9 protein-coding genes are annotated in these 8,666 nt (G+C 40.0%); 8 read left to right on the forward strand and 1 reads right to left on the reverse strand.

What is annotated here, in order from left to right:
• Positions 1-70: 70 nt before the first annotated feature.
• Positions 71-694, reverse strand: coding sequence for an arylesterase (locus tag H5092_RS17950; RefSeq protein ID WP_039490141.1), 624 nt, complete (start codon positions 692-694; stop codon positions 71-73).
• On the opposite strand from H5092_RS17950, the gene H5092_RS17955 reads away from it, so the two are divergent.
• The 8 genes from H5092_RS17955 to tolA all read left to right on the forward strand — a co-directional run.
• A complete protein-coding gene (locus H5092_RS17955; protein ID WP_154903889.1) occupies positions 695-1,408 on the forward strand; it encodes an ABC transporter ATP-binding protein in 714 nt (237 codons plus the stop codon). It abuts the gene before it with no gap.
• Positions 1,398-3,899, forward strand: coding sequence for an ABC transporter permease (locus H5092_RS17960; RefSeq protein WP_182734437.1), 2,502 nt, complete (start codon positions 1,398-1,400; stop codon positions 3,897-3,899). Before H5092_RS17955 ends, H5092_RS17960 begins: the two co-directional genes overlap by 11 nt.
• A gap of 129 nt (positions 3,900-4,028) precedes the next feature.
• Positions 4,029-4,553: a crossover junction endodeoxyribonuclease RuvC gene (gene ruvC / locus H5092_RS17965; protein WP_002960649.1), complete on the forward strand. Its 525-nt coding sequence runs from the start codon at positions 4,029-4,031 to the stop codon at positions 4,551-4,553.
• Between the two features lie 2 nt (positions 4,554-4,555).
• Entirely contained in the window at positions 4,556-5,173 is a 618-nt protein-coding gene (gene ruvA, locus H5092_RS17970) for a Holliday junction branch migration protein RuvA (RefSeq protein WP_002960647.1), read from the forward strand.
• A gap of 7 nt (positions 5,174-5,180) precedes the next feature.
• The gene (gene ruvB / locus H5092_RS17975) at positions 5,181-6,188 is read left to right on the forward strand and encodes a Holliday junction branch migration DNA helicase RuvB (protein ID WP_002960645.1); all 1,008 of its coding nucleotides are present in this window, start codon (positions 5,181-5,183) and stop codon (positions 6,186-6,188) included.
• Positions 6,189-7,152: 964 nt separating this feature from the next.
• Positions 7,153-7,857 (forward strand): protein TolQ, encoded by a 705-nt coding sequence (gene tolQ / locus H5092_RS17980; protein WP_002960643.1) that lies wholly within the window; start codon positions 7,153-7,155, stop codon positions 7,855-7,857.
• Positions 7,844-8,272, forward strand: coding sequence for a protein TolR (gene tolR / locus H5092_RS17985; protein WP_002960641.1), 429 nt, complete (start codon positions 7,844-7,846; stop codon positions 8,270-8,272). The genes tolQ and tolR overlap by 14 nt, the downstream gene beginning before the upstream one ends.
• 4 nt (positions 8,273-8,276) lie before the next feature.
• Positions 8,277-8,666, forward strand: a 390-nt coding sequence (tolA, locus tag H5092_RS17990) for a cell envelope integrity protein TolA (protein WP_182734440.1), incomplete at its 3' end; no start/stop codon positions are given.

Genomic DNA, 8,666 nt, shown 5'->3' on the forward strand with positions numbered 1-8,666 from the left:
AAGCGATTGTTTGTTTGGGTGTTTATTACGCAAGAGGCCTAAAAAGGCGCCCTTGCGGTGTATTAATTAGCTAGTCTTTATTTAGCCACTTTTTGATCGAGTCATACATCTCATCTCGTATTAATGGCTGAGCTTTTTTGTTAGGGTGTAAACTATCGTTTTGCATTAGCTCAGGTTGGCTGGCAATATCGAGCATAAAAAAGTTCATTAAATGCGCATTTGTTTCTTCGCTAACGCGCGAAAAAGTGTCAGTAAACATTTTACTGTAACGCGGGCCGTAATTAGGGGGAATGTAAATCTCCATTAAGGCGGTCATCGCATTAGCTGCTTGGCTTTTTTGAATAAGAGACGTTAAGTTAGTTTGCATTTTTTTAACGGGGAAACCACGTAAACCGTCATTAGCGCCTAGCTCAATAAGTACATGAGTGGGTTCGTATTGCTCAAGCAATGCATCTAAACGGCGTAGGGCTCCACCAGATGTTTCGCCACTAATACTGGCGTTGATAAGTTCAATGTCGGCTTGTTCGTCATCGTATTTATCTTGTAACAATTTTACCCAGCCTTCTTCTTGTTGAAGTCCGTAGGCTGCGCTTAAACTGTCACCGAGTATTAAAATCGTGTTGTCGGCTGCTGCGCTCAGCGGTTTGATAACTAAAAATAAAATGAATACTAAACGAAGGATTGAATGAGTCATATGTCAGCGCTTTCTCAATTAAATATAATTCAGGTTAATGGTTTGTCTAAAATAGTTTCTACCTTTGAAGGTGAGCTGCCCATCCTCAGCGACATCAGCTTTAATGTCAAGCATGGTGAGTCTGTTGCTATTGTTGGCACGTCTGGCTCTGGTAAATCAACGTTACTCAGTTTATTAGCAGGGCTGGATACCGCCAGCAGCGGCGAAATATTTTTAGATGGCGAGCCATTACACAATTTAGATGAAGAAGAGCGTGCTGCACTGCGCGCGGCTAAAATTGGATTTGTGTTTCAATCGTTTATGTTAGTACAAAGCTTAACGGCACTAGAAAACGTTATGCTACCAGCAGAGCTCGCTGGTGAAAGTGATGCAAAAGAGCAAGCAATTGCTTTGCTTGAAAAAGTAGGCTTGAGCCATCGAATTGATCATTACCCGTCGCAACTCTCTGGCGGTGAACAGCAGCGTGTTGCTATTGCGCGAGCATTTATTGGTACACCTAAAATACTATTTGCTGATGAGCCTTCGGCTAATTTAGACAGCAAAAACGGTAAAATGATTGAATCCTTATTATTTGATTTAAATACTCAGCACGGTACTACGCTTATTTTGGTAACTCACGATGAAGGGCTTGCACAAAAATGTGAGCACATTATTCAAATAGAAGCGGGTTTACTGGTAAAAAGCCAAGTAGAGGACGTTGCTAATGTGGGTTAAGTTAGCGCTTAAGTTATTTTCGCGAGAATTTCGCCGTGGTGAGCTCACGGTTATAAGCGCAGCTATCGCCCTTGCTGTTTTAACCGTTCTTACATTGTCTATGGTTACTGAGCGAATAGGGCAAAGTATTGCGCAAAAAAGCAGTGCTTTTATTGCAGCAGACCGTGTACTTGCAAGCGACCATGTTCTGGACACCGCTTTTATTACTCAAGCACAGAGCCAAAATTTAAAAACGGCGCAAATGGTGTATTTCGACACTATGTTGTTTGCCGATGATGAAATGCAGTTTAGCTCAGTAAAAGCGGCATCTAATGCGTACCCGCTAAAAGGGCAGTTAAAAGTTAAAGATACCCTAACCGGTGAAACTAAAGTTGCTAATAGCGGGCCAACGCCGGGTAATGTGTGGCTAAGTGAGTCGGTATTTTACAGTTTAAATATTGATATAGGCGCGCAAGTAGAGCTTGGCGCGGCATTATTTAATGTTTCAAAAGTTATTGTAGAAGAGCCAGACGCGCCATTTAATGTATTTTCAAGTAGCCGTCGTGTGCTTATTAATATTGACGATGTGGCAAAAACCGAAGTTGTGCAGCCGGGTAGTCGTGTTTATTATCGCCAACTTTATGCAGGTAGTGAGGCCGATATAAATAGCTTTTACGAGTGGCTTAAACCACAAATGAAAGAAAACCAACAATGGTATGGCGTTAAAGACCGCCAATCACCCATTTCAAACAGCTTAAACCGCGCAGAGAGCTTTTTATTACTAGCCGGCTTATTAGGTATTATTTTAGCCGCAGTGGCTATAGCTGTTTCAGCAAAACGTTATTGTGAACGCCAATACGACCCAGTAGCGATGATGAAAACGCTAGGCGGTAGCCGTTCAATGATCCGCAAAATATACATGCTCCATTTATTGCTTGTATGTGCAATGGCGGTAAGTATTGGGCTGTTAATTGGTTATGGCTTGCAAGAAATAGCAACAAGTTACTTATCAAAAAGTATGGGCACAGAGCTGCCTTTAGGTGGCTTTAAACCTTGGCTGGTAGCTATAAGCACTGGCGTAATTTGTGCCGTTATGTTTTCTATTAAACCGTTATTTGATTTATTTGATATTCCACCGCTTAGAGTACTGCGCCGTAACTTAGGTGACAAGTTGGCTGTAAGTCGTGTGCATTTAGGTATGAGTGCGCTAACTGTGTTTTTATTAATGTGGTTATTTAGTAACAACATAAAAATAACGCTTATTTTGTTTATATCAACACTTGCGCTAATTGGTGTGCTGTTTTTAGTATCTAAATTAATATTTGGTGGTGGTCGAAAGCTAGGATTAAAGCCAGGTAATAGTTGGTCGCTTGCAATTGCATCTATCCAAAAGCGTGCAAATGTGAACGCGGTACAGTTAATTAGTTTTTCGTTAGCGATTAAATTACTGCTGTTTTTAGTGGTACTTAAAAACGACATGATATCTGATTGGCAGTCGCAACTTCCAAGCGACGCGCCTAATGCGTTTTTGGTTAATATTACGCAAAATGAGCTTGAGCCAATTAATGAATATTTAGCTCAAAAAGATATTCAGGTATCAGAGTTTTATCCAACTATTCGTGGGCGCGTAAATGCGGTAAACGGCGAGTTGGTAGCACGTTCTGTATCGCTGCAAGACAACGAGAAAAAAGACGAAGAAGCACGTGCAGGTATTGGCCGCGAGCTAAACCTTACATGGCTTAAAGATGTGCCTGACCAAAATGAAGTAACACAAGGCTCGTGGTTTGGTGACAATGCGATGGCTGAGGCTTCAGTAGAGGAGTCGATGCTTGAGCGTTTAGATGTTGAGATAGGCGATACGCTTACATTTTTAATTGGTTCGCAGTCGTTCGACGCTAAAATCACCAGTGTGCGCAAAGTAAATTGGGCCACGCTTAAACCTAACTTTTTTATTATTTTAAGCCCTGATGTACTTGCAGATTTTCCCGCGACGTATATTTCGTCGGTACGTATAAATCCAGATCAAAAACGTGACTTTAGCCAGTTATTACGTACTTACCCTACTATTACAGCCATTGATATTGATAACTTTGTTAAGCAAATACAAACTACTATTTCGCAAGTATCGCTCGCCATTGGCTTTGTACTTGCAATTGTTGTGCTGTGTGGCGCGCTTGTACTTATATCACAAGTGCAAGCTAGTTTAGGTGAGCGTATGCAAGAAATTGTCATACTGCGAACGCTTGGCGCTAAAAGCCGATTAATTAAAAACGCGACCCTGTATGAGTTTTTATTACTAGGCGGTTTAGCTGGTTTAGTGGCTGCATTTTTTAGTGATATAGCGCTTTTGATTGTGCAGCAACAAATGTTTGATTTAGCAGGTAAGTTACACCCACATATATGGATTATAGGTCCGGTAGCTGGCGGCGTATTTGTGGCAGGTTTAGGTTATTTAATGATTGCCCGAACACTTAAACAAAACACCCAAGGATTAGTGCGTGCCCTAGGGTAAGCTTAAACTAACATGCTCTGTAAATGCCCACCTAGTACGTGGGCATTTTTGTTTTTCTTTGTACTGGTAATTTATACAGTGCTCTGGCATTATTAGCGTAATTTAAAAATAATAACAATGGAGCGCTGTTTGGCCATCATTTTAGGGATCGATCCTGGTTCACGTTTGACCGGATATGGTGTTGTTGCCCATCAAGGTTCTAAATTTACATACTTAGGCAGTGGCTGTATTAAGTTAGCCGATCATCCTTTTCCGGTTAGGCTTAAAATGATCTACCAAGGCATTACACAGCTTATTGAGCAGTTTTCGCCAGAAACCTTTGCCATTGAAAAAGTATTTATGGCGCACAACCCCGATTCAGCTTTAAAACTAGGCCAAGCTAGAGGCGCTGCGATAGTTGGCGCTGCGATGGCCGACTTACCCGTATTTGAATACTCAGCTAGGCAAATTAAGCAAGCAGTAGTAGGCAACGGTGGCGCAGATAAAACACAAGTGCAACACATGGTAAAAAATATTTTAAAACTACCTGGTACGCCACAGGCCGATGCAGCAGATGCACTCGCTATTGCGATTTGCCACGCCCACTCAGAACAAAATTTAATTAAACTAGCGGGTAGCGCAAGCAAAACCGTTAGAGGACGTCTAAGGAAATAACTATGATAGGCCGCTTAAATGGTATTTTAGTCGAAAAACAGCCACCAGAAATATTACTCGAAGTAAGTGGTGTCGGTTACGAAGTACAAATGCCAATGACCTGTTTTTACGATTTACCAAAAATTGGTGAAAACGCGATTGTTTACACCCACTTTGTAGTGCGTGAAGATGCTCAATTATTATTTGGTTTTAATAATAAAGTTGAACGCGCCTTGTTTAGAGAGCTATTAAAAGCAAATGGCGTTGGGCCAAAACTTGGCTTAGCTATTTTATCGGGCATGTCGGCAAAGCAATTTGTAAGCTGTGTAAATAACGAAGACTCAACATCGCTAGTTAAATTACCGGGTGTCGGTAAAAAAACAGCCGAGCGTTTAGTACTCGAAATGAAAGACAGATTAAAAGATTGGGGTAATGATTTATTTACGCCATTTAGCGACAGCGCAGTAATAGAGCCAATGAGCGATGCGACAATTGCTAATAATGCAGCGGATGATGCCGTATCGGCACTGCTTGCATTAGGTTATAAATTGCCACAAGCTCAAAAAGCAGTAAAATCGATAAGTAAACCCGATATGTCTACTGAGGTTCTTATTAGAGAATCTTTAAAATCTATGTTGTGAGTAACCCATGATTGAAGCGGATCGCTTAATTGATGCGACTGAAAAAACAAATGAAGACTCTATAGATCGTGCAATAAGACCAAAACTTTTAGCCGACTACAGAGGCCAGCCTCATGTTAAGCAGCAAATGGAAATTTTTATTGAAGCTGCCCGAACCCGTGGTGAAGCGCTCGATCATTTATTAATATTTGGCCCACCTGGGCTTGGTAAAACCACGCTTGCAAATATTGTAGCCAATGAGTTACACGTAAGTATTAAAACAACATCAGGCCCTGTACTTGAAAAAGCAGGCGATTTAGCTGCTCTACTTACTAATTTAGAAGAGGGCGACGTACTGTTTATTGATGAAATACACAGGCTAAGCCCGCAAGTTGAAGAAATACTGTATCCCGCAATGGAAGACTACCAGCTTGATATAATGATTGGCGAAGGCCCAGCTGCGCGTTCTATTAAATTAGACTTACCTGCATTTACACTTATTGGTGCAACCACTCGAGCAGGCTCGCTTACATCGCCACTGCGTGACCGTTTTGGAATTGTGCAGCGATTAGAGTTTTATTCTGTAGAAGATTTGTCGCACATAGTAGGGCGCTCTGCACATTATCTTGGTTTAGAAATGTGTGACGATGGCGCTACCGAAATTGCCCAGCGCTCACGCGGCACACCACGTATTGCAAACCGCTTATTACGCCGTGTACGCGATTACACTCAAGTAAAATCTGACGGTACAGTAAACGCCGATGTAGCTAAGCAAGCCCTTGATATGATTGACGTAGATAAAAGTGGTTTTGATTATATGGACCGCAAATATTTACTCGCCATAATCGAAAAATTTATGGGCGGCCCTGTCGGGCTCGACAATGTAGCGGCTGCTATTGGTGAAGAGCGTGAAACAATAGAAGATGTAATAGAGCCATTTTTAATCCAGCAAGGATTTATTCAGCGAACACCACGTGGGCGCATAGTCTCTGATAGTGCATATCATCACTTTGGTTTACTTCCTAAAAAAGACTAGCCTATATACTTTACTTGCTGTGGTTTATTGCGCAGCAGGTAATTGTCTCAGTATCCCTTTGTTTCAAATTATTATACTCAAAACCTCAACACACTGTTGCAAATGTTATTTCAAAATACTAATACGCTTTATAGTTAACTGTTAATTCACAGGGCGTTAAGACTCGCGAGGCTATCCTGCGTACCATTCAAACTAGTAAGCGAATTACTTATTGTAAATTAGGTAGGGCAATTATTAGTTTATAAATAAAATATGTAGCGCACTAAATTGCAGGCAAAAAAAAGCCCGCAAAAAATGCGGGCAAACAACAAGTTGAAGGAAGTAATCCAGGGGAACTACGTTTTACTAAATTTGGTTTTATCCAGAAAGAGTAAAACAATGTAATACGATAAAATATCCTATTACTAAGAACTTGGCTTAATGAAACTATCTCATTCAGTGCGCTAGCTCGGTATGGGGGAATAATACGTAAGTTTACTTTTTTGTTCAAACTAGAAAATTTGTGTTTTCAGATTAGAAAAACTAATTTAGTGAATTTTATTGTTGTTTGAATCTTGTGCGTTAATTAATCGTTAAATTTATAAGTTTATGAAATTTATAACTTAAGTAATTTATTTCGTTATAGCTCGGTATTAGTTTTACTATTACGTGGAGGTGAGGCTTATAGGTTTTGAGTGTTTATGCTCTTATTTTGAATAAACGGCGCATTTTATGACGTTTCATGTATATATTTACGCATATTTATAGTTAGCGAGTTTGTTTAAAAGTTTAAATAAAATACTGAGGCAAAGGGAAATGCTAACTAAAGCTGTTTTTTTAACGTTTTTTGTTGCCTATTCATAGCAATACCGTTGTCAGCTTGAAATGGACTAGATACACTAGATGCAACTTTTGGCCGTGTAAGCGGTCATATTTACACAAATTAACCAATTTGCCGTATTTTGAAATTATTTAGGAGTTTAACGTGGGATCAGGGCTTAATTTTTTAGATCTAATTTTAGAAGCAAGTTTGCTTGTTCAATTAGTAATGTTAGGGCTAGTTGCCATGTCTGTAATGTCGTGGACAATTATATTTCAACGTAAAAAAGCAATATCGGATGCGCTAATAAATGCTAAGAAATTTGAGCAAAAGTTTTGGTCGGGTATTGATTTAAGCAAATTATATAACGAGATATCGTCACGCAGCGGTCAGTCTCAAGGCATTGAAGCTTTGTTTACTTCGGGCTTTAAAGAGTTTGCTCGTCATAAAAAGAATACATTTCAAAGTGCGAGTATTGTTATGGAAGGAACGCACCGCTCTATGCGTGTTGCGCTTTCTCGTGAAATTGAAAAAATGGAATCTAGTCTATCGTTTTTAGCAACAGTAGGTTCTATAAGTCCGTACATCGGTTTGTTTGGTACAGTGTGGGGTATAATGAATGCCTTTATAGCACTAGGTGAAGTTAAGCAAGCTACATTACAAATGGTAGCACCAGGTATTGCAGAGGCACTTATTGCGACTGCTATGGGTTTATTTGCGGCGATCCCTGCTGTTATTGCTTATAACCGTTTTTCAAACAGTGTTGAAAAGCTTGAGTCTCACTATATTAACTTTATGGAAGAGTTTGCTAATATTTTACACCGTCAAGCAGCTACACAAATAGAGGCACAAGCGAATGTATCAGCGTAAAAAGCGCCGTCCGGTCGCAGAGATTAATGTAGTACCTTACATTGATGTAATGTTGGTACTACTTATAATATTTATGGCTACAGCACCGCTTATTACGCATGGTGTAAAAGTTGATTTACCTAAAATGGAAGAGTCTGATTTAGTTGATACTAAAGATACTCCGCCTATTATTGCTTCAATAGATGCACAAGGTAAATATTACGTGAGTGTAGGTACTGATCCTGAAGAGCCTATGGAAGCACTGGATGTAGCGGCGGTTATAAAATTACAGCTAATGAAAAACCCTGACGTGCCGGTAATGATTAAAGGCTCGGGTAAGGTGTCGTATCAAGAAGTATTATTACTAATGGATTTTTTGAAAAATGCAGGCGTACCATCAGTAGGATTAATGACTGAATCCTTTGAGGGGAAGTAGCTGTATGAATAGTTCAGTAGTAAAATCAATAGTACTTCATTTAGGGATTGGTGGGTTTTTGTATGCTTCTGCAAATATCCATCCGCCAACACCTAAAGTAATGGAAGTAACGCTTAATTCGGCTATACCTACGCCAGATAAAGCGGTATCGGCCGTTACAGTTGATCAAAAACAAGTTGAGCAAAAAATTGCTGAACTTCAAAAGAAAGAAAAAGATAAAAAAAGTGCTGAAGATAAACGTATCCGTGATTTAGAACGCAGAGCGGCCAATGCACGTAAGCAACGCGAATCAGAAGCACGTAATATTAAAAAGCTAGAGCAAGAGCGTAAAGCTAAAGAGAAAGAAAAAGCGCAAGCCGAGGCAGAAGCTAAAAAAGCACGTGCCATTGAGCTA

This window comes from Pseudoalteromonas sp. SR41-7 (assembly GCF_014163935.1).
Taxonomy (GTDB): Bacteria; Pseudomonadota; Gammaproteobacteria; order Enterobacterales; family Alteromonadaceae; genus Pseudoalteromonas; species Pseudoalteromonas distincta.

Excerpts from the sequence above, each read along its gene's own strand:
- H5092_RS17950 (WP_039490141.1), bottom strand. The coding sequence starts at position 694 with ATGACTCATTCAATCCTTCGTTTAGTATTCATTTTATTTTTAGTTATC.
- H5092_RS17955 (WP_154903889.1), top strand. The coding sequence starts at position 695 with ATGTCAGCGCTTTCTCAATTAAATATAATTCAGGTTAATGGTTTGTCT.
- H5092_RS17960 (WP_182734437.1), top strand. The coding sequence starts at position 1,398 with ATGTGGGTTAAGTTAGCGCTTAAGTTATTTTCGCGAGAATTTCGCCGT.
- ruvA (WP_002960647.1), top strand. The coding sequence starts at position 4,556 with ATGATAGGCCGCTTAAATGGTATTTTAGTCGAAAAACAGCCACCAGAA.
- ruvB (WP_002960645.1), top strand. The coding sequence starts at position 5,181 with ATGATTGAAGCGGATCGCTTAATTGATGCGACTGAAAAAACAAATGAA.
- tolR (WP_002960641.1), top strand. The coding sequence starts at position 7,844 with ATGTATCAGCGTAAAAAGCGCCGTCCGGTCGCAGAGATTAATGTAGTA.